This window comes from Halorubrum sp. 48-1-W, assembly GCF_003287355.1.
Taxonomy (GTDB): Archaea; Halobacteriota; Halobacteria; order Halobacteriales; family Haloferacaceae; genus Halorubrum.
The window spans coordinates 82,230-107,426 of the sequence record NZ_QMIM01000015.1; the positions used below are offsets into that span (position 1 = coordinate 82,230).

23 protein-coding genes and 2 tRNA genes are annotated in these 25,197 nt (G+C 68.1%); 14 read left to right on the forward strand and 11 right to left on the reverse strand.

Features of this window, described 5'->3' with window-relative positions:
* The first annotated feature begins 79 nt into the window (after window positions 1–79).
* From rqcH to DQW50_RS08010, 4 genes are all read left to right on the forward strand, one after another.
* A complete protein-coding gene (gene rqcH, locus DQW50_RS07995) occupies window positions 80–2,266 on the forward strand; it encodes a ribosome rescue protein RqcH (RefSeq protein WP_112078761.1) in 2,187 nt (728 codons plus the stop codon).
* Window positions 2,267–2,336: 70 nt separating this feature from the next.
* A complete protein-coding gene (locus DQW50_RS08000; protein ID WP_112078762.1) occupies window positions 2,337–2,720 on the forward strand; it encodes a DUF5820 family protein in 384 nt (127 codons plus the stop codon).
* A gap of 162 nt (window positions 2,721–2,882) precedes the next feature.
* On the forward strand, window positions 2,883–4,382 hold the full coding sequence (purF, locus tag DQW50_RS08005; protein ID WP_112078763.1) for an amidophosphoribosyltransferase: 1,500 nt from the start codon (window positions 2,883–2,885) through the stop codon (window positions 4,380–4,382).
* 88 nt (window positions 4,383–4,470) lie between these two features.
* Window positions 4,471–5,169, forward strand: a complete 699-nt coding sequence (locus DQW50_RS08010; RefSeq protein ID WP_112078764.1) for a halocyanin domain-containing protein — start codon at window positions 4,471–4,473, stop codon at window positions 5,167–5,169.
* A 47-nt stretch (window positions 5,170–5,216) separates the two neighbouring features.
* Here the strand turns inward: DQW50_RS08010 and DQW50_RS08015 are convergent, their stop codons facing one another.
* Window positions 5,217–5,777 carry a DUF420 domain-containing protein gene (locus DQW50_RS08015; protein ID WP_112078765.1) on the reverse strand — a complete coding sequence of 187 codons (561 nt, stop codon included), beginning with the start codon at window positions 5,775–5,777 and terminating at the stop codon, window positions 5,217–5,219.
* Between the two features lie 139 nt (window positions 5,778–5,916).
* Here DQW50_RS08015 and DQW50_RS08020 point away from each other — a divergent pair.
* Together DQW50_RS08020 and gatE are read left to right on the forward strand one after the other, a co-directional pair.
* A tRNA-Leu gene (locus DQW50_RS08020) sits at window positions 5,917–6,001 on the forward strand.
* Window positions 6,002–6,166: 165 nt separating this feature from the next.
* Window positions 6,167–8,035 carry a Glu-tRNA(Gln) amidotransferase subunit GatE gene (gatE, locus tag DQW50_RS08025; protein ID WP_112078766.1) on the forward strand — a complete coding sequence of 623 codons (1,869 nt, stop codon included), beginning with the start codon at window positions 6,167–6,169 and terminating at the stop codon, window positions 8,033–8,035.
* A gap of 27 nt (window positions 8,036–8,062) precedes the next feature.
* On the opposite strand, the gene DQW50_RS08030 is transcribed toward gatE, so the two are convergent.
* Entirely contained in the window at window positions 8,063–8,758 is a 696-nt protein-coding gene (locus DQW50_RS08030; RefSeq protein ID WP_112078767.1) for a helix-turn-helix domain-containing protein, read from the reverse strand.
* 116 nt (window positions 8,759–8,874) lie between these two features.
* Here DQW50_RS08030 and DQW50_RS08035 point away from each other — a divergent pair, with 116 nt between their 5' ends.
* Window positions 8,875–10,320, forward strand: a complete 1,446-nt coding sequence (locus DQW50_RS08035) for a cytochrome P450 (RefSeq protein ID WP_112078799.1) — start codon at window positions 8,875–8,877, stop codon at window positions 10,318–10,320.
* On the opposite strand, the gene DQW50_RS08040 is transcribed toward DQW50_RS08035, so the two are convergent.
* Together DQW50_RS08040 and DQW50_RS08045 are read right to left on the reverse strand one after the other, a co-directional pair.
* A complete protein-coding gene (locus tag DQW50_RS08040; RefSeq protein WP_112078768.1) occupies window positions 10,317–11,114 on the reverse strand; it encodes a ZIP family metal transporter in 798 nt (265 codons plus the stop codon). The genes DQW50_RS08035 and DQW50_RS08040 overlap by 4 nt on opposite strands.
* A gap of 195 nt (window positions 11,115–11,309) precedes the next feature.
* Window positions 11,310–12,056, reverse strand: coding sequence for a 5-formyltetrahydrofolate cyclo-ligase (locus tag DQW50_RS08045; RefSeq protein WP_112078800.1), 747 nt, complete (start codon window positions 12,054–12,056; stop codon window positions 11,310–11,312).
* 101 nt (window positions 12,057–12,157) lie between these two features.
* Here DQW50_RS08045 and DQW50_RS08050 point away from each other — a divergent pair, with 101 nt between their 5' ends.
* Window positions 12,158–12,886: a DUF4013 domain-containing protein gene (locus DQW50_RS08050; protein WP_112078769.1), complete on the forward strand. Its 729-nt coding sequence runs from the start codon at window positions 12,158–12,160 to the stop codon at window positions 12,884–12,886.
* Window positions 12,887–13,023: 137 nt separating this feature from the next.
* Window positions 13,024–13,644: a GTP-binding protein EngB gene (engB, locus tag DQW50_RS08055; RefSeq protein ID WP_112078770.1), complete on the forward strand. Its 621-nt coding sequence runs from the start codon at window positions 13,024–13,026 to the stop codon at window positions 13,642–13,644.
* Window positions 13,645–13,769: 125 nt separating this feature from the next.
* Here engB and DQW50_RS08060 read toward each other — a convergent pair whose 3' ends face one another.
* From DQW50_RS08060 to DQW50_RS08070, 3 genes are all read right to left on the reverse strand, one after another.
* On the reverse strand, window positions 13,770–15,005 hold the full coding sequence (locus tag DQW50_RS08060) for an RNA-guided endonuclease TnpB family protein (protein WP_112078771.1): 1,236 nt from the start codon (window positions 15,003–15,005) through the stop codon (window positions 13,770–13,772).
* Window positions 15,002–15,391 carry an IS200/IS605 family transposase gene (gene tnpA, locus DQW50_RS08065; RefSeq protein ID WP_112078772.1) on the reverse strand — a complete coding sequence of 130 codons (390 nt, stop codon included), beginning with the start codon at window positions 15,389–15,391 and terminating at the stop codon, window positions 15,002–15,004. Before tnpA ends, DQW50_RS08060 begins: the two co-directional genes overlap by 4 nt.
* A 438-nt stretch (window positions 15,392–15,829) precedes the next feature.
* Entirely contained in the window at window positions 15,830–16,876 is a 1,047-nt protein-coding gene (locus DQW50_RS08070; RefSeq protein ID WP_112078773.1) for a hypothetical protein, read from the reverse strand.
* A gap of 166 nt (window positions 16,877–17,042) precedes the next feature.
* Between DQW50_RS08070 and DQW50_RS08075 the strand changes: the two genes are divergently transcribed.
* Genes DQW50_RS08075 through DQW50_RS08085 form a run of 3 tightly spaced genes read left to right on the forward strand, consistent with a single transcriptional unit; the run spans window position 17,043 to window position 19,171 of the window.
* Window positions 17,043–17,312, forward strand: coding sequence for a hypothetical protein (locus DQW50_RS08075; protein WP_112078774.1), 270 nt, complete (start codon window positions 17,043–17,045; stop codon window positions 17,310–17,312).
* Window positions 17,309–18,094, forward strand: a complete 786-nt coding sequence (locus tag DQW50_RS08080) for an FAD-dependent oxidoreductase (protein WP_112078775.1) — start codon at window positions 17,309–17,311, stop codon at window positions 18,092–18,094. The genes DQW50_RS08075 and DQW50_RS08080 overlap by 4 nt, the downstream gene beginning before the upstream one ends.
* A gap of 39 nt (window positions 18,095–18,133) precedes the next feature.
* Window positions 18,134–19,171, forward strand: coding sequence for a hypothetical protein (locus DQW50_RS08085; protein ID WP_112078776.1), 1,038 nt, complete (start codon window positions 18,134–18,136; stop codon window positions 19,169–19,171).
* A gap of 21 nt (window positions 19,172–19,192) precedes the next feature.
* On the opposite strand, the gene DQW50_RS08090 is transcribed toward DQW50_RS08085, so the two are convergent.
* Both DQW50_RS08090 and thrS read right to left on the reverse strand, forming a co-directional pair.
* Window positions 19,193–20,365 carry an alanine--glyoxylate aminotransferase family protein gene (locus tag DQW50_RS08090; RefSeq protein WP_112078777.1) on the reverse strand — a complete coding sequence of 391 codons (1,173 nt, stop codon included), beginning with the start codon at window positions 20,363–20,365 and terminating at the stop codon, window positions 19,193–19,195.
* Window positions 20,366–20,594: 229 nt separating this feature from the next.
* A complete protein-coding gene (gene thrS / locus DQW50_RS08095; RefSeq protein WP_198664639.1) occupies window positions 20,595–22,577 on the reverse strand; it encodes a threonine--tRNA ligase in 1,983 nt (660 codons plus the stop codon).
* 143 nt (window positions 22,578–22,720) lie between these two features.
* Here thrS and DQW50_RS08100 point away from each other — a divergent pair, with 143 nt between their 5' ends.
* A complete protein-coding gene (locus tag DQW50_RS08100) occupies window positions 22,721–23,701 on the forward strand; it encodes a PLP-dependent cysteine synthase family protein (protein WP_112078779.1) in 981 nt (326 codons plus the stop codon).
* Between the two features lie 54 nt (window positions 23,702–23,755).
* Here DQW50_RS08100 and DQW50_RS08105 read toward each other — a convergent pair whose 3' ends face one another.
* Window positions 23,756–24,178 (reverse strand): CoA-binding protein, encoded by a 423-nt coding sequence (locus DQW50_RS08105; protein WP_112078780.1) that lies wholly within the window; start codon window positions 24,176–24,178, stop codon window positions 23,756–23,758.
* A 40-nt stretch (window positions 24,179–24,218) separates the two neighbouring features.
* Entirely contained in the window at window positions 24,219–24,818 is a 600-nt protein-coding gene (locus DQW50_RS08110; RefSeq protein WP_112078781.1) for a recombinase RecA, read from the reverse strand.
* A 257-nt stretch (window positions 24,819–25,075) separates the two neighbouring features.
* On the opposite strand from DQW50_RS08110, the gene DQW50_RS08115 reads away from it, so the two are divergent.
* Window positions 25,076–25,150: transfer RNA gene (locus tag DQW50_RS08115), tRNA-Arg, on the forward strand.
* The last annotated feature ends 47 nt before the right edge of the window (window positions 25,151–25,197 follow it).

Below are 25,197 nucleotides of genomic sequence, written 5' to 3' on the forward strand. Positions count from 1 at the left end.
CGAGCGATTGCCGACCGTCCGCCGTTCGTCCCCGCCCGTACAACGACACGCCTTTTCCCGGCCCGCGTGTGGAGTCCGTATGGACCCGAAGCGGGAGCTATCGAGCATCGACCTGAGCGCGCTCGTCACCGAGCTCGGCCGGTACGAGGGCGCCAAGGTCGACAAGGCGTACCTCTACGACGACGACCTGCTCCGGCTGAAGCTGCGCGACTTCGACCACGGCCGCGTCGAGCTCATGATCGAGGTCGGCGACGTGAAGCGCGCGCACGTCGCGGACGCCGAACACGTCGCCGACGCGCCCGGGCGGCCGCCGAACTTCGCGAAGATGCTGCGGAACCGGCTGTCGGGTGCGGACTTCGCGGGCGTCACCCAGTACGAGTTCGACCGGATCCTCACCTTCGAGTTCGAGCGCGAGGACGAGAACACGACGCTCGTCGCGGAGCTGTTCGGACAGGGCAACGTCGCAGCGCTCGACGAGACCGGCGAGGTCGTCGGCTCGCTGTCGACCGTCCGACTCAAGTCCCGCACGGTCGCGCCCGGCGCGCAGTACGAGTACCCCGCTTCGCGGCTCAACCCCCTCGACGTGAGCCTCGACGCGTTCGTCCGCCACATGGACGAGTCCGACACCGACGTGGTCCGGACGCTCGCGACCCAGCTCAACCTCGGCGGCCTCTACGCCGAGGAAGTGTGCTCCCGCGCGGGCGTCGAGAAGGAGACGCCGATCGATGAGGCGGACGAGGGGACCTACCGGGCACTCCACGGGGCGCTCGAGGACATCGCCGACCGGCTCCGGTCCGGCGACATCGACCCGCGCGTCTACGAGGAGCCGCTCGACGGGGCCGAAGACGGGGCGCCCGACGACTCGGACGCGGGGTCGACTGACCGTCCAGTGGTCGACGTCACGCCCTTCCCGCTGTCGGAACGCGAGGGACTCCCGAGCGTCGGGTTCGACTCGTTCAACGCCGCGGTCGACGAGTACTTCTACCGGCTCGCGCGCGACGACGAGGGGGCCGGGGACGCCCCCGCCGACGCGGCCCCCTCCCGGCCGGACTTCGAGGAAGAGATCGCCAAACAGGAGCGGATCATCGAACAACAGCGCGGGGCGATCGAGGGGTTCGAAGCGCAGGCTGAGACGGAGCGCGAGCGCGCGGAGCTCGTGTACGCCCACTACGACCTCGTCGACGAGGTGCTCTCGACGGTCCGGGAGGCCCGCGGGAACGACGTCTCCTGGGAGGAGATCGAGGAGACGCTCGAGGCGGGCGCGGAACGCGGGATCCCGGCGGCGGAGGCGGTCGTCGACGTCGACGGGAGCGCGGGGACCGTCACGGTCGAGCTCGGCGAGGACGGCCTCGCCGTCGAGCTGGAGGCCGACGACGGCGTCGAGGTGAACGCCGACCGGCTCTACCGGGAGGCGAAACGGATCGAGGAGAAGAAGGCGGGCGCCGAGGAGGCGATAGCGTCGACACGGGAGGAGCTCGAGGCGGTCAAAGAACGGAAGGCTGCGTGGGAGGAGGGGGACGCGGAGCCCGGAACGGGCGACGACGACGGGGACGAAGCGGGCGACGGGGAGTACGAGGTCGACTGGCTCTCGCGTAAATCGATCCCGATCCGGCGTCCGGACGACTGGTACGAGCGGTTCCGCTGGTTCCACACCTCGACGGGGTACCTCGTCATCGGCGGGCGCAACGCCGACCAGAACGAGGAGCTCGTCAAGAAGTACATGGGGAAACACGACCGCTTCTTCCACACGCAGGCACACGGCGGGCCGGTGACGCTGTTGAAGGCGGCCGGTCCGTCGGAGTCGGCGGACCCCGTCGACTTCGCCGAGGAGACCCTGCGGGAGGCCGCGCAGTTCGCCGTCTCGTACTCCTCGGACTGGAAGGACGGCCGCGGCGCGGGCGACGCCTACATGGTCGAGCCGGATCAGGTGTCGAAGACGCCGGAGAGCGGCGAGTACATCGAGAAGGGGAGCTTCGTGATCCGGGGCGACCGAACCTACTTCGAGGACGTGCCCTGTCGGGTCGCCGTCGGCGTCCAGTGCGAGCCCGTCACACGCGCGATCGGCGGGCCACCGTCGGCGATCGAAGGGCGGGCGGCCGCCCACGTGACGCTGGAGCCGGGGATGTACGCACAGAACGACGCCGCGATGATGGCCTACCGGACCCTCAAGGAGCGTTTCGCCGATCAGTCGTTCGTGCGGAAGGTCGCGAGCGCGGACCGCCTTCAGGAGTTCCTCCCGCCAGGCGGCTCGGAGCTCGTGGAGTGACCGAGCGGGAACTCGGGACCGGCCCGTCCCGGAACGCGACCCTTTCAAGCCCCCGCGACCGAACGTGACCATGAGCTTCGAGGCGCTCCCCGACGGGTGGCGGGTGTGGAACGAGGAGCCGAGCGGGCGGGCCATCCTCGTCTACCGGCCGGACGTCTTCGACGGCGAGGACGTCCCGCCCGAGTGTCTGCCGACGATCTACCTGACGAACGGCGCGCGGAACGCCCGGCCGGGGTCGGGCCAGTACGCGACAGACGAGTGGCACGTCGTCCTCTTCTTAGAGCCCGAGATCGAGGCGGTAGCCGAGACGCACGGGAGCCGCGAGGCGGGTGCGGACGCCGCCGTCGACGTCGCCGAGCGGTTCGCTGCCGGCGAGATCGACTATCGGGCAGCCTATCAGGTCCCCCGAGAGGCGTACTTCGAGCGGTTGGACGAGCTCGTCGGCGGGGGGTGACCCGACCGCCGGCGGGCGGTCGCTCGGTCCCTCGTTTCACGGTTCTCGACCTCCCGTTTCACGGGTGGCGATCCACACACGTGGATAAGACGCGTCCACTCTGCGGGGTCGAACGCCACGAACACGAGGGTTTTTATCGATTCCGGCCCCAGGGTCGCGTACATGAACGCCGGTGGGGACCACACCGTCGACGAGCCGCGAGAGAAGTGCGGTGTCGTCGGCGTCTCGCTCGCGGAGAGGGGCGCCGCGCGGCCGTTGTACTACGCGCTGTACGCGCTCCAACACCGCGGCCAGGAGTCGGCCGGGATCGTCACGCACGACGGGTTTCAACAACACAGCCACGTCGAGCGCGGGCTCGTCGGCGACGCCTTCCAGCCGGGCGACCTGGAATCGTTGGCCGGCTCGACGGGTATCGGCCACGTGCGCTACCCGACGGCGGGGAGCCTCGACAAGAGCTGTGCGCAACCCTTCTCGGTGTCGTTCAAGTCGGGGTCGCTGGGGCTCTCACACAACGGAAACCTCGTGAACGCCGACGAGGTTCGCGAGGAGTTGGCCACAGCCGGCCACGCGTTCACCTCCGACGGCGACACGGAGGTCATCGCCCACGACATCGCGCGGAACCTGCTGGAGGAGGACCTCGTCCGCGCGGTCAAACACACGATGAACCGGATCCACGGCTCCTACTCGCTGGCCATCACGCACGACGACACCGTGCTCGGCGTACGCGACCCGATGGGGAACCGGCCGCTGTGTCTCGGCAGGCTCGCCGATGGCTACGTGATCGCGAGCGAGTCCGCCGCCATCGACACCCTCGACGGGGAGCTGATCCGGGACGTCCGCCCAGGCGAACTCGTCGTGCTCGAACCCGACGGCTCCGGCTACGACACCTACCAGCTCGTCGAGGCGGACTCGACGGCCCACTGCTTCTTCGAACACGTCTACTTCGCGCGCCCCGACTCCGTGATCGACGGCGAACTGGTCTACGAGGTGCGCCGGGAGCTCGGCCGGAAGCTGTGGGAGGAGTCCGGCGTCGAGTCCGACGTGGTGATGCCCGTCCCCGACTCCGGACGGGCGTTCGCCTCCGGGTACGCCGACGCCGCCGCGGAAACCACCCCCGACGGCGACCCGCGACCCGATGACGAGGGCGGGATCGAGTTCGCGGAGGGACTGATGAAGAACCGGTACGTCGGCCGGACGTTCATCATGCCGACACAGGACGAGCGCGAGCGCGCGGTCAGGTTGAAGCTCAACCCGATCCGCTCGACCGTCGAGGGGAAGTCGGTCACCATTATCGACGACTCCATCGTCCGCGGGACGACCTCGACACAGCTCGTCGAGTTGGTCCGCGAGGCGGGCGCGGAGGAGGTCCACCTCCGGATCGGCGCGCCGCCGATCGTCGCACCCTGTTACTTCGGGATCGACATGGCGACACGCGAGGAGCTCATCGCCTCCGATACGTCGACCGAGGAGATCCGCGAGCGGGTCGAGGCCGACTCGCTGTCGTACCTCTCGATCGACGCGGTCGCGGCGGCGCTCGATGCGAGCCGCGCGGACCTCTGTCTGGGCTGTGTGACCGGCGAGTACCCCTTCGACGTCGAGGGTGAGGAGACGGACCGGCCCGTCGACAGTCCCTCGCGGGGCGCGACCGCGGCCGACGACTGAACCGACCCTCGGCGATCCGAACCCGCCGCGTTCCCGAACGCGCGGAACGTATCGGGAGCTTAAATACGCCGACGTTCGACATGCGCGTATGACAGCGAACGCCGACGAGCCGTCGATGAGTCGTCGCGGCTTCCTCCGTTCGGGGAGCGCGACCGTCGTCGCGGCGGCGGGGCTCGCCGCGGGGACCGGAACCGGCGCCGCCCAGTACGACGGGTGGCTGGACGACGTCGACAACTACGACGGCACCCACGACTACCGTGGCGAGGACGAGGTCACGGTCGAGGTCGGCGCGGGCGACAACGGCCTGCTGTTCGCCCCGCCAGCGATCCTGATCGATCCCGGAACGAGCGTCGTGTGGGAGTGGACCGGGGCGGGGGGCGCACACAACGTCGTCGCCGACGACGAGACGTTCGACAGCGGCGAGGCGGTCGAAGAGGAGGGAACCACCTTCGAGTACACCTTCGAGGACGCGAGCGAGGGCGACGTCTTCAACTACCTCTGTGTACCCCACGAGACGGTCGGAATGAAGGGATCGGTCGCGATCGGTGACGTCGACGACGACATCGTGAGCCCGGACGGCGGAGATGGCGACGGCGACGACGGCGGGGAGGGCGACGGCGACGACGGTGGGGACGGCGACGGCGACGACGACGGGGAAGGCGACGGGGGCGGTCGCACCCTCTCCGCGAGCGACCTCGGTGCGCTCGCACTCGGTCTCGGCGTCGCCGGCTCCCTGCTCGTACCGTTGTTCTACGCAGCCCACCGCAAAGCGGAGAAGAACCGGTAGTCCCGAGCCCGCGCCGTCGCCGCGTCGACCTCCACGGTTCTCGCCCGTCAGAACAGGTGATACAAGAGGAGGTAGACGCCGATCCCCATGGCGAAGGAGACGAGCCAGAGGACCGCGCCGACGAACCCGACCTGCGCGTGGCGGGTACGGTACAGCTCCTCGTACGGTCGGGTGGCCGCGAGGATCAGCGCGTAGAAGACGAACGGGATACAGACGATCGCGAACAGGATGTGGATCCCGAGGAACGGGAGGTAGAGGTAGGTGTAGACGGCTTCCGGCCCGGGGAACTCGGCGGTGCCGACGAGGATCAGCCGGTAGAGGTAGCCGGCGAGGAAGGCAGTGAACAGCGCGAACGACGCCAACATGAACGCTCGGTGTCGTTCGACGTTCCCGCGGGCGATCCCCCGCCAGCCGAGGAGGATCGTGGCGATCGCGGTCGCGGAGATCACAGCGTTCAGGTGCGGGATCGCGGCGATCGTCGCGTCGCTCGCGCGCGGCAGGAGGCTACTCGGGATGACGCCGCCGACGGCCCCGAAGACGAGCGCGAGCGACACGACGGAGGCGACGGCGGTCAGAAACGGGACGTTCTCTCGGGCCCACTCTCGCATGTCACTGGGGTTGGTTCGAAGCGCCAAACCGGTGCCGATCCCGGCGCGTCTCGCGATGCCATCGGCCGGCACGCCGGTGTCGAATGGAAGGGCTTTTAATCTGGGACGGGGTACGTCGAAACGCGAGAAAACGACGCGAGCGTGGGTAGCCAAGCCAGGCCAACGGCGCAGCGTTGAGGGCGCTGTCCTGTAGAGGTCCGCCGGTTCAAATCCGGTCCCACGCATCGTACACGGCGGCACACCCGCCACACCGATGCACGGTGTTGTCTCTACGACAGCACCCACGCACAACTCCTACGGACGTCGCACTCGGAGCGACTGCGTCGCCGGCGGGGCGTTCCGCGGCGAACTGCCACCCTTTTAGTCCCGCCACGCCGGAGTGGGCCCTAATGAGCGAGTACGACCACGAGGCGTTGGGCCTCGTCGCCGGACTGGAGATCCACCAGCAGCTCGACACGGCGACGAAGCTGTTCTGTGACTCCCCGACCGTCGAGCGCGACCCGGCCGAGGCCGACCGCGATATCACCCGACGGCTCCATCCCACGAAGAGCGAACTGGGCGAGCTCGACCAGGCCGCCCTGGAGGAGAGCCGCGTCGATCGGGAGTTCACCTACCTCGCGTACGACACGACCTGCCTGGTCGAGGAGGACGACGAGCCGCCACGCCGCGTCGACGAGGAGGCGCTGTCGGTGGCGCTCCAGATAGCGGAGTTACTCGACGTGAGCGTCGTCGACCAGGCGCACGTGATGCGGAAGCTCGTGATCGACGGGTCGAACACCTCCGGCTTCCAGCGGTCGATCCTGCTCGGACAGGACGGCGCGATCGAGACGAGCGACGGGGTCGTCTCCATCGAGGACCTCATGCTCGAAGAGGAGTCAGCCAAGCGCGTCGAGGAGACCGACGACGGCGTCGTCTACTCGCTCGACCGCCTCGGCGTCCCCCTCGTCGAGATCGGGACCGGACCGGACATCCGGAGCCCCGAGGGGGCGAAGGAGGCGGCCGAACGCATCGGCATGTTGCTCCGGTCGACCGGCGCGGTGAAACGGGGGCTCGGCACGATCCGCCAGGACGTGAACGTCTCGATCGCCGAGGGTGCCCGCGTCGAGGTGAAGGGCGTCCAGGACCTAGCGGGGATCGAGGACATCGTCCGCGGTGAGGTCGGCAGACAGGCCGAACTGCTCGCGATCCGCGACGACCTCCGCGAGCGCGACGCGAGCGTGGGCGAGGTTCGGGAGGTGAGCGACGTCTTCGAGGACACCGACTCCGGCGTGATCCGAGGGGCGCTCGACGCCGGTGGGAAGGTCACCGCGGTTCCGCTCTTCGACTTCGACGGGCTCGTCGGCCGGGAGATACAGCCGGACCGCCGGCTCGGTACGGAGCTGTCCGACCACGCCAAACGCCACGGCGCGGGCGGGATCTTCCACACCGACGAGCTGCCGGCCTACGGCGTGACGGCGGCCGAGGTCGACGAACTTCGCGAGGCGGTGGACGCGGGCGGGACGGACGCGGTGGCGATCGTCGCTGCCGATCCCGAAACCGCGGACCTGGCGATCGAGGCCGTCGCCGCGCGCGCGGAGGCCGCGATCGAGGGCGTTCCCGAGGAGACCCGCGGGGCGAACGACGACGGGACGACCCAGTACCTCCGCCCGCTACCGGGTGCGGCGCGGATGTACCCGGAGACCGACGTGCCGCCGGTCGAGCCCGACCCGTCGGACGTCGACCGGCCGGAACTGCTCGACGAGAAGACCGACCGGTACGTGGAGTCGTTCGGGCTCGACCGCGGGCTCGCGGAACAGGTGGCGTTCGGTCGGCGGTTCCCGACGTTCGAGACCGCGGTCGAACGCGGCGTCGACCCGACCTTCGCCGCCTCGACGCTGGAGTCGACGACGACGGAGATCAGGCGGGACGGTGCGCCGGTCGAGAACCTCACCGACGACCACTTTCTCGCGGTCTTCGAGCTCGTCGAGTCTGGCGACCTCGCGAAGGAGGGCGTCCCGGAGGTGCTCTCGACGCTCGCGGAGGAGCCCGACCTGACGGCCGGGGAGGCGGTCGAGGCGGCGGGCCTCTCGGGCGTGAGCGACGACGAGGTCCGCGAGGCCGTCCGCGAGGTCGTCGAGCGAAACGCCGACCAGGTCGAAGCCGAGGGGATGGGCGCGTTCTCCGGGCTGATGGGCGAGGCGATGGGCGCACTCCGCGGAAAGGCGGACGGCGAGGCCGTCTCCGACGCCCTCCGCGAGGAGATCGCGAAACGTTCGTAGGACTCCCGCGGTTCGGCTTCGATCGGCTCATCCGTCGAGATACGCGTCGACGAGCGTCGCCTCCGCCTTCCGGAGGTGTGCGCTCGCCGTCGAGGACGAGCAGTCGAGCGCGTCGGCGACCTCGGCGACCGATCCGGTACGCGGCACGTCGTAGTACCCGACCCGTCGCGCTGTACGGAGTGCTTCGGCCTGCCGGTCGGTCATCCGGACGCCGGCGAGCCGACCCCCACCCTCGTACGACCCGATCCGGTCGACGTCGGCGTCGATCGCGTCCGGGAGCGCCGAGAGCGTCCCGCGCAGTTGGTCCGGCGGGCCGACGACCCCGAGTGAGAGCCGCCCCTCGGAGCGGTACACGACGGGCGGGATCGAGAGGAACTCCGTCTCGAGGAACGCGCCGAGGAACGCGTCGAGGGGTCCATCGAGCGTCTCGTGTGCTCGAAGGTAGAACGTCCCGCCGCCCCCCCCGCGACCACCGTCGGGGTCGTCGGCCGCGGGGCCGTCCGCCGGGCCGACCTCGAACCGTTCGATCGAGTCGAGCGCCCGTAGCCGCTCGAGGTACGGCTCCCGCGGCGCGGTGACGCGGAACAGCGTCGCGAGCGTTCCGTCGTCGAGCCGCCGCCAAGTCAGAAGCTCCGAGCGCCAGCCGTCGCCGCGGTCGAGGAAGTCGTGCATCGGGTGTCGGATCGACGGTGGGAACCGGAACTCGACGTGAACGTACCGCATGCGGGAGGCGTCGGTCGCCGGCGACTTGAAGATGTGAGGGAGCCGTCGAATCGGGTATAAAATACACGGACGTGTCCGCCGGAAGCTCCAGCACGCCGGCGCGCCGATCCGTCGACATGAGCGATTCGGCTGGACGACACGATGGGGACGGCGAGAGCGAGGACGCTGTGCGACCGCCGGAGCCGGACGGGCTTCCGGTCCTCGGCAACGTCCACTCGCTCACAGCGGACGCCCTCGACTTCTACGAGCGCCGGGCCGACGAACGCGGGGGCGTCGCCCGATACGACGTGTTGGGCACGGAGAGCTACCTCCTTACCGATCCGCACGCGATCCGGCGGGTCCTCGTCGAGGACCACGCGAACTACGTGAAAGGCGAGATGCCTCGCGAACAGCTCGGGAGCCTCCTCGGCGACGGGCTCTTCCTCGCGGAGGCTGAGACGTGGCGCGAACAGCGGACCGCGATGCGGTCGGCGTTCTTCCGCGAGCGCGTCGACGCCTACGGCGACGTCATGGTCGGCCACGCCCGGACGCTGGCCGCCGACTGGGACGACGGCGACGTGGTCGACCTCGACGAGGCGGCCACGCAGTACGCGTTCTCGGTCCTCGCCGAGGGGCTCCTCGGTGACGACGTCGAGCGCGAACGGGAGACGGTACGGGCGGCCGCGAAGAGCATCACGGAACGGTTCGACATGCGGCGGCTGACTTCCTTTCTGCCCGAGTGGGTCCCGACGCCGACGAACCGGCGGTACCGTCGACGGCTCGACGCGCTCCGTGACACATTGCGAGAGCTCGTCGCCGAGCGGCGTCAGGCCGGCCCGCCAACGGATCCGGGGTCGGCCGACGACCTGCTGGGGACGCTCGTCGTAGCCGCGGAACTGGGCGCGATCGACGACGAGGAACTACTTGACAACGCCGTGACGTTCCTGTTCGCCGGCCACGAGACGAGCGCGCTCGGGCTGACCTACACCCTCCACGCGCTCGCGACGCGCCCCGGCTTCCAAGAGCGGGTCCGTCGGGAGGTCACTGCGTTCGACGACGACCCCACGCCGGCACAGGTCCGAGACAGTCCGGCGCTCACCGCCGCGGTCGACGAGGCCCTCAGACTCTATCCACCGGTTCACTCCTTCTTCCGGGAGCCGACCGAGCCGGTGACGCTCGGCGGGTATCGGCTCCCCGCCGGCGTCGTGGTGACGCTCTCGCCGTGGGTCGTCCACCGCGACGGTCGGTGGTGGGAGGACCCGGAGACGTACCGGCCCGAGCGGTGGCTCCGAACGTCGCCGTCGGGGGAGGTGTCGGTCGGCGACGACACGCCCGGCCCGGCCGTCGGGGGGCGCCCGGAGTACGCGTACTTCCCCTTCGGCGGCGGCCCGCGCCACTGTATCGGCATGCGGTTCGCGCGCCTGGAGTTGCGGCTCGCGACCGCGACGCTCCTCCGGCGGGTCCGGCTGGATCCGGTGGACGAAGGCCTGACGCTCCGTGCCAGCGCGAACACGCGACCCGCGGGACCGGTTCGCGTCAGGGTCCACGAACCGGACGGGAGGACAGTCTCCGTCGACGATTAAATATACGCCAACGGAACCATCACCGCTGCCCCCAGGAGCACCCCGGCGACGAGTTCACGTTTGCCCCCGTAGGGGAGACGCTCCCCCGCGTCGAGCGCCTCCGGAAGGAACTCCGTGACCACGAGGTAGATCATCGCGCCGGCCGCGAACCCGAACCCGTACGGGAGGAACTCTCGAGCGATCCGGACGAACGCGAAGGCGATCACCGCGCCGATCGGTTGCGGGAGACTCGAGAACACCGCCCACCACACCATCTTCCACTCCGGGACGTCCATCGCCCGTAGGGGGATCGAAATGGCCGTTCCCTCGGGGACGTTGTGGATCGAGATCGCGACCGTCATGAAGACCGCGAGCGCGGGCACGGTGAACCCGAGGAACGAGACCCCGCCCGCCAACCCGAGGTCCGCGAACGAGACGCCGACGGCGACGCCCTCGGGGAAGCTGTGGACGGTCAGAACGCCGAGGATCAACACCAGTTTTCGGAAGTCGGCCTCCTCGTACTCGTGCGGGTCGACGTCGGCGTCGTCGAGGACGCGATGGGCGGCGATCACGAGCGCGACGCCGGCGGCCATCCCGACCGCGACCTCCCCGATCGTCCCCGCTGCCAGCCCCTCGTCGATCAGTCCGAACAGCGACGCCGTGACCATGATTCCGGAGGAAAGCCCCCAGAGGACCACGTTTCCGCGGTCGCTGATAGCTTCGAAAAAGAAGAACGGGAGCGCGCCGAGCCCGGTCGCGAGCGCGGTGACGAGCCCGGCGAGGAAGACGAACGTGAGGTTCTCGAGGAGCGCCATCCGTGCCGGCACTCCGCGCTCCGACGGCAAATCGATGACGGACGGGGCGGCGCGATCCGGATCGTCACATTCGACGTGCCCCCAGTCGTTCCGTTCGGCTCAGCCGAGTCATTCCGTTCGGCTCAGCCGAGTCATTCCGTTCGGCTCAGCCGGGTCGCTCCGTTCGGCTCGTTCGGTTCGGACGGCTGTGTGGCGCTACCCGCCAGCGTCGGGCGCGCGCTCGGCCAACACCGGTATCTCGGCCAACCGCTCCGGATCGAGGGTGTCCCAGTCGACGCCCGCGGGTCGAGCCGCGGTGTGGCCCGTTCGGACCGTGCGCTCGGGGGTGACGATCGGATCGAGCGGCACGTCGTGGCGGTCGGGCTCGGGGAGCGCCGCCGCGTCTTCGACCGGCGACGGCGTCTCGTCGACGACCTGGAGTTCGTGGACCGTCGTCGCCACCGTCGTGTCGTCGTCGACCGCGTCGAGCTCCCGGAGGACCGCCCACTCCAGGTCGCTGTACCCCTCCCCCTTCCCGATCCGGGCCCCGTCCGTCGTGACCGCGACCGATCCGGAGACGACCAGGTCGACGTGGGGCAGGTCCTCTGGCGCGGTCGGGACGCCGTACTCCGTGATCCCCGAGACGGTCGTCGCCGCGTCGACGTCGTCGATCTCGGCGGGGTCGAGCCGGAGGAACGGGTCCGGGTCCCGGAGCCGGGGCTGGGCCACGTAGACGGTCTTGCCCGCGCGGAGCCCGGCCCGGCGGACGGGGAGCTGGGGGGCGTCGGGGTTGGCCTTCACCGTCCCGGCCGACTCCCACTCCGGGGTCCCCGTCAGCCGGTCGCGGGCCTCCTCCGCGCCCGCGAAGTTGGGGATCCGGTCGTGCGGCGGGAACGGGAACCGGGCGATCCCCCGATCCTCGAGGGCGTCCCACACCGCTTGTCGGACCGCCGCTTTGTCCATGTTCGTCATGTATGCGTCGTGTGGAGGCGGGCGATTAAGCGGTTCGGGGGAGTCCCGCCGGTCGACGGGATTTTATATACCTCCTGTGGGATCGTTCGGCCATGCTCGAGGACGGACTCTCGTATCCGCTTCGCGGTGACTGGATCGGACGCGTACTCATCGGCGGCGTGTTAGGGTTCCTCTCGTTCCTTCTGCTCCCCGCGATCGTCGTCCTCGGATACCTCGTTCGGGTGCTCGAGACGACCGTCGAGGGCGCGGAGGACCCGCCGGAGTTCGAAGACTGGGGCGACCTCCTCGTGAAGGGGATCGTCGGGACCGTCATCACCGTCGCGTACACGTTCGTTCCGGTGCTCGCGTACCTGATCGTGGTCTTCGTCGTGATCGGTGCCGGCGGGGCGGTCGGCGGCGACGCGGGCGCGCTCGTGGGCGCCCTCGGGGTGCTCTTAGCGCTCGCGTTCCTGCCGGTGTTGTTCCTGGTCTACTACGCGGTGCCCGCGGCGCTGACCGCGTACGCCGTCCGCGACGAGATCGGCGCGGCCTTCGACGTCGACCTCCTGAAACCGACCCTGTTGAGCACGGAGTACCTCGTCGCGATAATCATGCCGCTCGTGGTCACGTTCGTCCTCTGGATCGCCACGGGGGTCCTCGCGATCACGGTCGTCGGCCTGCTCCTCGTTCCCTTCCTCCAGTTCTACGGGCAGGTCGCGGTGTTCCGGATGTTCGGCTCCGCGTTCGCGAGCGAGAGCGACGACCTCGACGCCGGCTCGGCCGGATCCGGCGGGTCCACCGATGTCGACCCCGCGGATCCGACCGGGCCGTCCCCGAACTGAACGAGATCCGTGTCGGCGGTGGGTCGGCGTCGCCGTCGGCGGTGGGTCGGCGTCGCCGTCGGCGGTGGGTCGGTGTCTCGCGCAGGTGCCCGAACCCGCGACGCGCCATTTAACCGGCTCGCCGGCGGAGTGAGCGTATGTTCGAAGACCGGCCGGACCGCGACGCGGAGGTCGTCCTCGTGGGGCGCTCCAACGTCGGCAAGTCGACGGTGATGCGCGAGTTGACGGGCCACGACGTCTCCGTCGGCGGGAAACCCGGCGTCACCCGCGAGCCGAACCACTTCGACTGGGTCAGCGAGTCGTTCATGTTCACGGACCTCCCCGGCTTCGGCTTCATGTCCGGCGTCGAGGAGGACCGTCGCGAGCAGATCAAAACCGACGTGGTGCGGTACGTCGAGGCGAACGCCGAGCATATCCTCGCGGGCGTCGTCGTCGTCGACGGGAAGAGCGCCGTCGACATCATCGACCGCCACCGGGAACGCGGGAACGTCCCGCACGACGTGGAGATGTTCGCGTTCCTCGAGGACGTCGGCGTCGACCCCATCGTGGCCGTGAACAAGACGGACAAGATCGACGACCTCGACGAGCGGCTCGACGAGATCTGCGACCGGCTCGGCCTCTATCCGCCGTGGCAGCAGTGGTCCGACACGGTCGCGCCGATCTGTGCGAAACGCGGCGACATCGACGCGCTGGAGGCGTGTCTCCGCGACCGCTTCCACGAGTACAACCGCGACGACCTGCTGAAGTTCGTCTCCTAGATCGAAAACGGGCCGGCATCAACGCCCCAGCCTATCGGAAATACGAAGCGGGATTGACCTCCTCCCGCGCCTGAAGACGCGGGAATCCCACCACGGGATTTCAGGCCTGTCGTGGCCCTACGGTTTCAAGACGCATCCGTCCCAAGCGTCTCTTGTCTGGTAGCATCGGCTTGGGTGTCTTGTGGGGCGGTCAAACGCCCCCCATCCTCAGCCGAGTCATCGCCATCCGTGTGTTCTCTTGAATGGCTCTCTCCGCTGAGGTAGCGGTCCGCTATGTTAATCGCGCCGTTCACGTCCCCTTGGTACTTGTCCATCCAGCAAGCGTCGTTCGGACACTTGAACGTCGCCTGTCGCGGGCGGTATCCTACCTCACCGCAAGCGTGGCACTCCTTCGACGTGTTACGTGGGTTCACCGTCTCGACGGGGATCCCCTTCTCGACGGCCTTGTAGCGTATCTGCGCGTGGAGTTTTGCGAACCCCCATCCGTGGAGACGCCGGTTCATGAACTCGCCGTAGTCCATCGACTCTCGGATATACGTCAGGTCTTCCAGAACGAGAACGGGGTTCTCGACGGATTCGGCGTACTCCACGACTTCGCGGGTGACGCGGTGGAACACGTCGTCTATCTGGTTCCACACGTCGTTGCCAAAGAACTCCACGATACGCTCGCTTCCGCGCGTCTGGAGTCGGCGCTTGGCGGTGAAATAGGTCTTGCGGAGTCGACGGACAGTCTTGCCCTCGTCGGCCCACAGTTCGGGCGCGGTCGGAGAACCGTGGTCGTCGCGGTGACACATCGTGACGAGTGACGCTTCTCCGATGTCTACTCCGATGGGCGTCCGTTCTTCGGCGGATGTCTCGGAGCGTTCCTCTACGTTGCGGGTGGCGGTAACGTGGAGATACCACGTCCCGTCTCGCTCGAACAGCCGACTCTCACCCATCCTGGCATCTCCCGCGTTCAACGCCTCCAGCCAGTCTCGCTGATCGGGATTCGGTTGGGCTGGTATCCAAAGGTGGTAGTCCTCGTGGTGCGGGATTTTGACGTACCACTCGATCTCGTTCTCGGGCTTGTGGTCGAGTCGTAACCCCTCGTTGGTGAAGCGCACAGGGTGGTTGTCGTGGAGTTCGTCCGCGTTGTAGGTCGTCGTGAGTTGCGGGACGTACTTTTTGAGTGCGTTCTTCGCGTACCCACTCAGGTCGTAAGTGACCACCACGTCGTTCGCTTCGGTCTGTGTGGTACAGTTCTGGTCGAAAGCGTCTTGGAGGGCGTGCTGGTACGCTTCTCTCGTCTCTCGGAATTTCCGCCGCTTGTGGGCGTTCGGGTCCACGAGTTTGAGTTCGAGTGTCTTCGTGAGTTCGGTCACGAATCGCCCTCCTTGTGTTGCTGGATGTAGTTCTCGACAGTCTCGCTGGAAACGTGTCCAGCGGTTCCTGCGTAATACCCTCGCGCCCATCCGATTTTCTCGCCGTCTTGGTCGGCGTATCGGTGGTTGTACTTGCGCGAGGAGATACCCTTGAACCAGTTGGCGAGTAGCGCCGGTTCGTTTTTCGGTGGACTACTGACGAACAGGTGAACGTGATCGGGCTGGACGGTGAGGTCGAGAATTTCGACGCCTTTGCTCTCGGCTATTTCGTGGAGGATGGTCCGCACACGGTCAGCGACCTCGTTGACGAGTACCGATTGACGGTACTTCGGCAACCACACTATGTGGTAGTTGAGGTTATAGCTCGCGTGCCGTGTGGTCTTCATCCGCGTCGTACACTATAGTACGTCGTCATGTTAATACTGCCGATGAACCGTGGGAAATCCAGACGTGGCGTCGTCGGTGGGTGTGTAGGCTATTGTCCGCTTGACCCCCCGCCCAAAGACGGGGGTATGCGCTCGCATCTTTATCACGATCGTGGAGAACACCTCCAAAGCCCCAGTCGCGAGGAGGCCGTACGCTCGCTGTGCTCCTCACTCGGTCGCTCGTTTCACTCGCTTCCTCGTTGCGGTGCTTGCGTCGCCTACGGCCTCCTCGCGACTGCCCCTTTGAGTCCCACCCCGCACCGCTCCACCCCGCACAGCACCGCAACCGCTCCTCACGCCTCCCCAACCTCGCGATTCGCGCTCTCCGAGCGCTCCTCGCGTCCCTCGCGGGCTCCTCGCGCCTTTCGGGCGCTCGGAGGCGCGCCACCGTACGGTAGCCTAGAACTCGAACCCGACGGCGTCGTCGCTTGGCGTGAGCGGGCTCCTCGGATACGGTGGGGACGCGTCGGGGTCGTTGAACGCGCCGGGAGCGACGTCGTTGGGGCCGTCCGGGTAGAACAGCGCCGCGAGCGTCTGGATCGCGGTCCGCCCGCTCGCCAGTTCGAACTGGCCGCCGCCGTACATCCCGATCCCGGCCTCCCGACAGTACGCGATCGTCTCGAAGAGCGATTCGAGGGTTCCGAACCGGGACGGCTTGACGTTACACCAGCCCGGATCGACGGGCAGCGACTCGATCGCCTCGATCCCGTCGATCGGGTAATCGAAGGAGAGTCGGTCGGCCTGCGGTTCGAGGAGCGGCCGCGTCTCGGGCGTGAACGCCGGGTCCTCGACCACGCCGGTCGGGAACGCGGCGAGGGTGTCCCGATACAGTTCGGGGTCGGCGGGCACGTCCACGTCGGTCCCCTCGTACCACCCCTTCAGATCGAGCACGCGGACCGCGCCGGTCTCGCGCAGGCGCTCGAACACCGAGTCGGGCCAGTCGGGGGTCGGGTCGAGTTTGAACTCCAGGTCGTCGTCGATCGCGAGCAGTTCGGTCACCCTGTCGGTCGTCGGCGGGTCGCCGAGCCGTGTGGAGACGACGAAGTCGACGGGGTCGGGCTCGATCCCGAGGAACTCCCCGAGGCTCGCGTCCGCCTGCCGCAATCCCAGGTCGAGCGCCGCGCTCTCGACGGCCCACCGACGGTAGTTTCGGGAGGTCTCCCGCCCGGGCGGCTTCACGGCGAACAGGTCGACGTCGTCGAGGGCGGCCGACAGCTCGGCGATCGTCCACTCGCCCTCGAGGTCGATCGGGTCGGTGCCGGCGAGCGCGTCGTGGTCGGCAGCGTCGTAGGTGACGTCCTCGCCGCGGCCGACGAGCCCGTCGCCCGCGAGCCGGAACTCGGTGGTCGTCCGCTCGAACCCGCTCGTCGTGACGGCGGTGTAGCGTCGCCTCCCTACCGACTCGATCGTGACGGTGAGGTCCGCGATCCGCTCGTAGGCACTCATGGGGCGTCCGACGCCGTCCGGGAACTTAAACGGGTGTCGTCTCCGGAGGCCTCACGGGCGGATCCGCGACTTCCGGCCGACCGCAGTTGGTATACAGCTCGTCACCGTTCGGTTGCGCTCCCGAAGATTCGAAACCGATTTAATGCTTTAGGCTGGCCTAAAACATATGGCGAGAGATATCGGAGAGGCAGCGACGACCCGTCGGGACGCCGTCGGACACGGCGCCGTCGTCGGTGCGGGAGTCTCCGCGGCCCGACCCGTCGGCGGGACCGGCGCAGGGCCGGGACCGGCGACAACGGACGTCTCCCCCGGCGGATTCGACGAGACGGAGCCGTCCGACCGTGGGACGCTCGCGGACGCGCTCGACCGTGGGACGCTCGCGGACGCGCTCGACTATGGGACGCTCGCAGACGTCGCGACCGGGGGTGCTGTGTGAGCGACGCCGTCGACCGCGACGTGGTCGTCGTCGGGGGCGGGGTCGCCGGACTCTCGGCGGCCGTCTTCACGGCACGCCACGGTCTCGACACGCTCGTCGTCGACCCGGGCAGCTCGATCCTCCGTCGGAACGCCCACCTGGAGAACTTTCCCGGGTTCCCCGTCGGCGTCAACGCGCGTCACCTGCTCGACCTCCTCGGCGAGCAGGCCGAGAACGCCGGCGCGAAGCGGGCAACCGCTCGTGTCATCCGCGTCGCGGTCCTCGACGACGACTCTGGGGGGCCGGCCGATTCGGACGACATCACCCCGGACGGGGCCCGATTCGCGATCACGACCGACGACGACGACCGGATCCGGACGCGATACGTCGTCGCAGCGACGAAGAACGAGACCGGGTACCTCGAAGACGTCGACGGCGTCGGCCTTCTCGACCGCGGAAAGACGTTCGTCGACACGGACGAACGCGGGCGGACCGGCGTGGACGGGCTGTACGCGGCGGGCCGACTCGCGGAGAAGCCGCACCAGGCCGTCGTGTGTGCCGGCCACGGCGCCGAAGTGGCGGTCACGCTGTTGGAGGACGACGACCGGCCGTTCTACCACGACTGGGTCGCTCCGGAGGGGTACTTCTCCGATCGCGGCCGGGCGATCCCGCCGGGGTGTGAAGAGGTCGACGACCGGGAGCGTCGGCGGCGCGAAGCCCGATCGCTCGAGACCACGCGCCAGCGGTTCGCGGAACCGCACCCGGACGACCAGGAGACGCACCCGAGTCTCCGGGGGGACTGATCGGATGCGTGAGGCTCCGATCCCTTCGACGGAGGACGAGTGATCGGCACCACGCTCGAGGAGGTCCGCGACCACATCGAACGGCTCGCCACCGCCGAGGGCGACTACTACCTCGTCTGTGCGCGCTACGGCGACCGTCCGGTTCCCGCGGCGGGGCTCCGGTTCGAGGACCGATCCACGGGACGGGCCGCTGTACGGGCGACCGAGCAGTATCGGGCCGCGCTCCGTCGGTACGACCCTGCCGTCCCGCGGTACGACGTCATCGTCTGCCAGCTATGTGACCGTCCGGGACGGTCCGTCGATCCGACACCACGTCCGGAGGGATCGCGAACCCGCCGAACCGACGGGCACGTCGTCGACGAGGAACGGTGGACCCTCTCCGAGCCGGTGATCAACGGTCGGGGTCGGCGGAACGAACGACGACGGTTGGTCGAGTTCTGTCACCGCATCGCGGCAGCGGTCTTCGAGGCGCTCTCCGAGGCCGGCTGGCGCGACGTCGAGACGGCGGTACTGGACCGGTACTTCGAGCTCGCCGAGAGCGTGCCGGACCCCGACGATCTCTGTCTCTGCCTGCTCGAGGGAATGGCGGCGGAGCTCGCCGACCGACTCGCAGCCGGAGACCAACTCGATGTCCTCTCCCGGGCCGCGGACCGTCTCGGGGATCCGTCGATCGACGCGTTCGACGACACCGACGGCGGGGCCGCGCGTCTCGACGACGCTCCCGGGGCCGACGATGGCGACACGGCCACCCGGTTCTCCGGGACGCTCGGCGACCTTCACAAACACGGGCTTCTCGAGGGGTTCACTCACGATTCGGCAGTCTCCGAGGATGCCGTTCTCGGTGCCGGGATCGACTCGTTCGTGGAGAGTGCCCGGATCACCGGCTACGCGCTCTCACCGCGGAACGGAGCTCTCCCGGTGTTGCCGATCGTCGTCGAGTTCCTCCGACGATCTCCGGAGCGCCGGTCGATCGGAGTTCGGGTCGAGTCGACCGACGGCGGTTGGACTGTTCGGGTGGCGTTCGACGGGGACCCCCGAGGTTTGGCGGTCTCGCCCATCGATTCGTCCGGGACGTGACCGTCCCGAGTCGGCCGGGAGCTAGCCGTCGAACCCCTGTGCGTCGAGGGCGTCCTCGACGGCCGCCAGCAGAAACTCGACGTTCTGGGTGCGCGCCGAGTAGCCCATACAGCCGATCCGCCAGATGTCGCCGGCGAGGTCGCCGAGCCCGGAGGCGATCTCGAGGTCGTACTCCGAGAGGAGGTGGTCGATGACGGCGGCGTCGTCGACGCCGTCGGGTACTCGGACCGCGTTGAGGCTGGGGAGCCAGTACTCGTCGGGCGCGTTCATCTCCAGACCGAGTTCCTGTAGTCCGGCCTTGAGGTCGCCGGCGATCGCACGGTGACGCTCCCACCGCTCTTCGATGCCCTCCTCGGCGACGAGCCGGAGCGCCTCGCGGATCGCGTAGACGTTGGTGATCGGCGCGGTGTGGTGGTATGCCCGGTCGTCGCCCCAGTACCCCTCCAGAAGCGAGAGGTCGAGGTACCACGACCGGGGCTGTTCGTCGCGATCGAGAACCTTGTCCATCGCCCGGTCGTTGAGGGTCAGCGGGCTCGCGCCCGGTGGACACGACAGACACTTCTGGGGGCCGGAGTACGCCACGTCGACGTCCCACTCGTCGACGCGCATCTCGACGCCCCCGAGCGACGTGACGCAGTCGGCGATCACGTACGCGTCGTGGGCGTGTGCGATGTCGGTCAGCTCCGGCACGCCGGGCTGAAGTACCCCGGTCGAGGTCTCCGCGTGGACGAACCCGAACACGTCCGGCTGGTGGGCGTCGAAGGCGGCCTCGACGTCGGCGGGGTCGAGCGGCTCGCCCCACGGCGCGTCGACTTCCACGACGTCGCCGCCGGCGCGTTCGGCCATCGAGGCCATCCGCCCGCCGAAGTACCCGTTCGTCGGGACGAGCATCGTGTCGCCCGGCTCGACGAGGTTACCGATCGCCGCCTCCATCGACGCCGACCCGGTCCCCGAGACGGGGATCGTCCACCGGTTGTCGGTCCGGAACGTGTACCGCAACAGCTCCTGGACCTCGTTCATGATCTCGATGAACGAGGGGTCGAGGTGCCCCACGAGCGGCGTGCTCATCCCGCGCAGGACCCGCGGATGGACCTCGCTCGGTCCCGGCCCCATCAGGGTCCGGTCCGGCGGCGAGAGTTCCCCGACTTCGGGCGCTTCGTCGTCCACCACGGTCTCCAACGATCGATCGGACATACCGGACCCTCTCGTGCCGGACGTGAAAAACGCGACGGAAACACGGCCGTTCCGCACGGTGACACGGTCACCACACCTCGGGGTGAACGATCTCTCCACCTCGGGGTGAACGATCTCTCCACCTCGGGACGAACGGCCTACCGTCATCTCGACGGGAGTCACGGGACCGACCCCGGATAGTGGAGTAGTCGGGCGTCGAGTTCGTCGACGGCTGACCGGCGGAACCCGACTACGTTCCCGTCTCCGCGATGAAGTCGGGTTCGACGCGTTTCTCCTCGTACTCCTCGAGTACGTGGTCGACGAACTCGTCGAGGTCGACGTCACCGCGCTGGTTCTCGAAGCGGTCGCGCACGGAGACGGTGCCCGCCTCCGCCTCGTCGTCGCCGACGATAACCATGTACGGGAGCCGGTCGTCGTGTCCCTGCCGGATCTTGCGGCCGACCGTCCAGTCGCGGTCCTCCACCTCGGCACGGATCCCCGCGTCCGCGAGCGCGTTCTTCACGCGGTGGGCGTACCCCAGCGTCCCGTCGGAGACGGGGAGGATCCGAACCTGCTCGGGCGCGAGCCACAGCGGGAAGTCGCCGTCGAAGTGTTCGATGAGGACCATGAAGAAGCGCTCGTAGCTCCCGTAGAGCGCCCGGTGGATCATCACCGGGCGGTGTTCCTCGTTGTCTTCCCCGGTGTAAGTCAGCCCGAACCGCTCGGGCATGTTGAAATCGAGCTGGACCGTCGGGCCGTCCCAGACGCGGCCCAGAGCGTCCTCGAAGCCGAAGTCGATCTTCGGGCCGTAGAAGGCCCCGTCGCCGGGCTCGACGTCGTAGTCGTAGCCGCCCGACTCGAGCACGTCGCGCAACTGCTCCTCGGCTGACTCCCAGATCTCGTCGCCGCCGACGGACTTCTCCGGGCGGGTCGCGAGCGCGACCTCGACCTCGAGATCGAGGGTCTCGACGACCTCGAAGATCATCCCGATGACGGACTCGATCTCCGCGCGGATCTGGTCGGGGCGGACGAACAGGTGGCCGTCGTCGATGGTGAACGACCAGACACGGGAGAGCCCCGACAGCTCGCCGCGCTGTTCCTTCCGGTACACCTTCCCGTTCTCGAAGTAGCGCTTCGGCAGGTCGCGGTACGACCACGACTGCTGATCGAAGATCGTCGCGTGGCCCGGACAGTTCATGGGTTTGAGCCCGTACTCCTCGTCGTTGACGTCGAGGAGGAACATGTCCTCCTTGTAGTTCTCGTAGTGCCCCGACTTCTTCCACAGCTCCGTCCGGAACACGTGCGGGGTCTCGACCTCCTCGTAGCCGTTTTCCCGGTTGAGCCCGTTGGCGAACGCCGAGAGCTCGTTCAACACGGTCTTGCCCGGCGGGTGATACAGCGGGAGCCCGGGACCCGTCACCGTCGGGATCGAAAAGAGGTTCATCTCCCCGCCGATCTTCCGGTGGTCCCGCTCTTTCGCCTGCTCGCGCATCTCGAGGTGTTCCTCGAGGTCTGACTCGGAGGCGAACGCCGTCCCGTACACGCGGGTGAGCGTGTCGTTCTCCTCGTCGCCGCGCCAGTAGGCCGCCGAGACCTCGAGCAACGCCGCCGCGCCGACCTCGCCCGTCGACTCCACGTGCGGGCCCCGACAGAGGTCCTGCCAGCCGTCCTGGACGTAGAACGTGACCTCGTCCTCGTCGGCTTCTTCCTCGAGGATCTGGCGTTTGTACTCGTTGTCGGCGTAGATCTCCATGGCGTCCTCGTGGGACCGGACGACGCGCTCGACGTCGTAGTCGGCAGTGATGATCTCCTCCATCTCCGCCTCGATGGCCGCGAGGTCGTCCTCGTCGAGGTCGACGTCGGCCACGTCGTAGTAGAACCCCTCGTCGGTCGGCGGACCGATCGTCAGCGTCGCCTCGGGGTGGAGCCGCTGGAGCGCCTGCGCGAAGACGTGTGCGGCGGTGTGGCGCAGCACCGTCAGGTACTCGTCGGATCCCTCGGTGACGATCTCGATCCGGTCGCCGTCGTCCACCTCGGCGTACTTCTCGACGAGTTCGCCGTCGATCTTTCCGGCGATCGTGTCGCGTCCGAGCCCGGGACCGATCTCGTAGGCGACGTCCTCCACCGTCGATCCGGTCGGTACGGAGAGTTCCGACCCGTCCGGGAGGACGACCGTTACGTCGGCCTGCGCGTCCGTCTCGCTCATACCCTCGGAAAACCGGACGAGCGGCATAAGTGTTGTTCGATCGGTGCGGAACGTGCCGTTAGGACCGCCGGATCGAAGTGAAGCGGTACCGCGTGGGGACATACCGTTCGAGCCCGTTGACGAACCCGGCGATGGAAACACACAAACCGACCGGCAACCCTTGCCTGGACGTGACTACCCATCACGAGCCCCTCCCCTCGGTGTTGGAGACGATCGGCGAGACGCCGCTCGTCCGGGTCCACGGCTCGCCCGACTCGGTGCCGGTGTACGCGAAACTCGAGTCGTTCAATCCCGGCGCGAGCATCAAGGACCGCATCGGGAAGTACATGCTCCAACGGATGCTCGAACGGGGGGACCTCGAGCCGGGCGGGACCGTCATCGAACCGACCGCCGGCAACACCGGGATCGGGATCGCGGTGGCCGCAGGACGCCTCGACGTGAACGCCGTCTTCGTCGTTCCCGAGCGCTTCTCCGTCGAGAAACAGCAACTGATGCGGGCGCTCGGCGCCGACGTGATCAACACGCCGACCGACGAGGGGATGGGGTTCGCCATCGAGCGTGCCCACGAGATCGCGGCGGAGCTGGACGGCGCGGTCGTCCCCCAGCAGTTCTCCAACCCGCTCAACGCGGAAGCACATTACGAGACGACCGCGCCGGAGATCGACGACGCCCTCGACGGCGAGGTTGGGGCAGTCGTCGCCGGTTGCGGCACCGCCGGAACGCTGATCGGCATGGCCCGCTACTTTCGCGATCGAACCCCCGACACGCACGTCGTCGCCGTCGAACCCGCCGGCTCCGCCTACCGCGAGTTCTTCGGTCAGGACGTCGACCACGAGGAGTACAAGACCGAGGGCATCGGAACACACGACATCGAGACGAACGAGCTGTTCGACCCCGACCTCGTCGACGAGATCCATGCGATCGCCGACCGCGAGGTCCACGAGGAGATGGGCCGGCTCGCAGCCGAGGAGGGACACCTCGTCGCCTCCTCGGCGGCCGCGAACGCGATCGCCGCGAAACGGGTCGCCCGCGAAATCCGTGACGGCGCGATCGACGCTCCCCACGACAGCGTCGCCACCGTCTTCCCCGACTCCTCGGAGCGCTACCTCTCGAAGGGCGTGTATCGTGACTTCGCGGAGTGGGAGGGCTGAGGTCCGGACGTTCGACGACGCTCACGAAACGGACGTCCCGCGTCGGGTCCGACCTCACCCGAGCAGGCGGCCGTGTTCGACCTTCATACACCGGTCCTGGACCACGTCGATACCGTCCGCTTCCGCGGCAGTGGCGGCCTCGTCGTGACTGATCCCGAGCTGGAGCCACGCGATCCCCGCGTCCCCCCGCTCGGCGTGTCGCTCGCGCACCGCCTCGAGGACCTCCGGCACCTCCTCGCTCGGCCGGAACACGTTTACCACGTCTATCTCCTCCTCAACATCTGCGAGCTCGTCGTAGGCGGGCTCGCCGAGCACCTGGTCGGCGAACGGGTTCACCGGGATCACCCGATAACCGTGTCGTTGGAGGTACGCCGGCACGTCGTGAGCGGCCTTTCCGGCCGTCGTCGAGCAGCCGATCACGGCGATCGTTTCGGCCGAGAGCACACGCTCGAGTCCCGCATCGTCAGTGATGGGCATACCCGTGATCGGTCGGGGAAGGTGGTAAACCTTGGCAGGGTCAGGCGAGTCGGATCTCGACGTCACCGTCGTCCGAGACCATCACGATCCCGTCGAACAGCTGTTTGAGAGTGTTCAGGCTCTGCTCGTCGTGAGCGGTCGAGTCGATACTGAACAGCCCGAGACCGTTGACGCTCTGGACACGACCGGTGAACACGTGGAGGAACCGGAAGACCGTCTGAAGGTCCGAGTACATGAGAAGCGTCGACAGCGAGTGGACCACGACTCGGTTGCGGTCGATCCCGCGGTCGCCGAACGCCTGGAGGAACTCCGAGAGTTTGATCCCGATCCCCGTCATGTCGACCGGGGAGGAGGCGTACTTGATCCGGTCGGAGTCGCGCACGTCGGAGCCCTGCTGGCGGGTGACACAGTCGACGACGGCCACGGGTTTCCCCTCGTAGGGAGTCCGCTTCTCGTAGTCTTTCAACACCCGCTCGGCACCGTCCTTCGTCGTGACGACGATCGCGCCGTCACCCTGGTCGGTTCCGTCGGCGAGGACGTCCATCGCGAGCGATCGCTTCCCGGTGAGCGGTGGTCCGGTGAGAAGTAGGTTCGTTCCCGGTTCCACCTCCGCGTCGAGATGAGGTGTCAAATCATACATGAGTGTACCTCGATCGCGAGGGGAGCGACGCGGACCACTCGTTCGACGACCGTCTCCGACCGGGATACATCGACTACGGCAAACATCTCTAGTCCGGATAATATTCTTTTTGATCGGCGCCGCCTGGACGACGACCTGAACCGAGTCGCCCGAGACGACGGCGAATCCGTCACAGTCGGGAGACCCTCCGCAACCGAAGGCCATCGATGAGACCGGATCGCGGGACTTAAAACCGTTTGCGAGGTACCGATCGGTACGGGCGCTTAGCTCAGTCTGGATAGAGTGCTTGGCTTCGGACCAAGTTGTCGCGGGTTCAAATCCTGCAGCGCCCATCATTCTGCGTGACGGGCAACATTTGGCAGACGGCAGTACGACGCTT